We start from the raw sequence: 1102 nt of genomic DNA, 5'->3' as shown, positions 1-1102 counted from the left end.
GGCTCGGCACTCGCCGTCCTGGCCGCCCCCGACTCCGACATCGGTCTCGTCGGATACGAGATGGCCCTGCTCGTCGACCGGGCCGGCGCCGTCCTCACCCCCGCACTCCGCGCAGAACTCCAGGGCAGTCTCCTGCACTGACGGACCGTCGGATACCGTCCTGGTATTCGAAGCACCTCCGCGCCCGTCCCGGGCCCGCTTCGGCGGGCTCGGGATCGGACGTAGTACGGCCTTCGCACCACCGGCTCGGGACCAGTGCCCGAGCTCGCACCGCACCGCCGCACCCTGTGAGGAGAGGATCCGTGACACCGCCCGACGACCGCAGCGGCCAGTACGGCGTTCCGTACCCTGGCACAGGCCATGACGCCTTCGGAGCACCCGGCGTCGGCCACGGTCAGCAGTACGGCCAGCCGCTCCACGGCCAGCACGACCAGCACTACGGACAGCCGCAGTACGGCGGGCCGTACCCGCCGGGGCAGTACGACGAGTACGGCCGGCCCCGGCAGCCGCAGCCCTCCTACGACGCGCCCCCCGCGGGCTACCCGAGGCAGGACGGGACGGCCGGCCAGCAGCCCGGCCCCGGCCTCGGGGGCCGGTCGGCCGTCGGGCACCAGGGCGGCCGGTCGGCCCAGCGGCCCGGGCACGCTGACGAGTTCGACGACGAGCAGGACTCCGGCCCGCTGATCCGACCGTTCGCGATGACCGGCGGACGGACCCGGCCCCGCTACGAGCTCGCCCTGGAGGCGCTCGTCTCGGCCGACGTGGATCCGCAGCGCCTGGCCACCCTGCTCCCCGAGCACCAGCGGATCTGCACCCTGTGCACCGAGGTGAAGTCCGTGGCCGAGGTGTCGGCGCTGCTCTCCCTTCCGCTGGGAGTGGCCCGCATCCTCGTGGCCGACCTGGCCGAGGCCGGCCTCGTCGCCATCCACCAGCCCGCTTCCGGCGGCGAATCCGGAAACCAGCCCGACGTCACGCTGCTCGAAAGGGTCCTCAGTGGACTTCGCAAGCTCTAACGCGGCCGCCCCCACCCGCGCCACCACCTCCGCGAAGATCGTCGTCGCCGGCGGCTTCGGTGTCGGCAAGACCACGCTCGTCGGCGCCG

General features: G+C 73.5%; 1 protein-coding gene and 2 pseudogenes. All 3 read left to right on the top strand.

The genetic code is table 11. From position 1 onward, the window contains the following. A pseudogene (locus PUR56_RS00295) lies at positions 1-141 on the top strand (roadblock/LC7 domain-containing protein); the annotation flags it as partial. 161 nt (positions 142-302) lie between these two features. Continuing rightward, entirely contained in the window at positions 303-1013 is a 711-nt protein-coding gene (locus PUR56_RS00290) for a DUF742 domain-containing protein (RefSeq protein WP_329947346.1), read from the top strand. Continuing rightward, positions 994-1102: pseudogene (locus tag PUR56_RS00285) on the top strand (ATP-binding protein); the annotation flags it as partial. The gene PUR56_RS00290 and the pseudogene PUR56_RS00285, both read left to right, overlap by 20 nt.

Source organism: Streptomyces sp. BE303 (genome assembly GCF_036290945.1).
GTDB lineage: Bacteria > Actinomycetota > Actinomycetes > Streptomycetales > Streptomycetaceae > Kitasatospora.
This window is presented reverse-complemented; position numbering and strand designations above follow the sequence as displayed.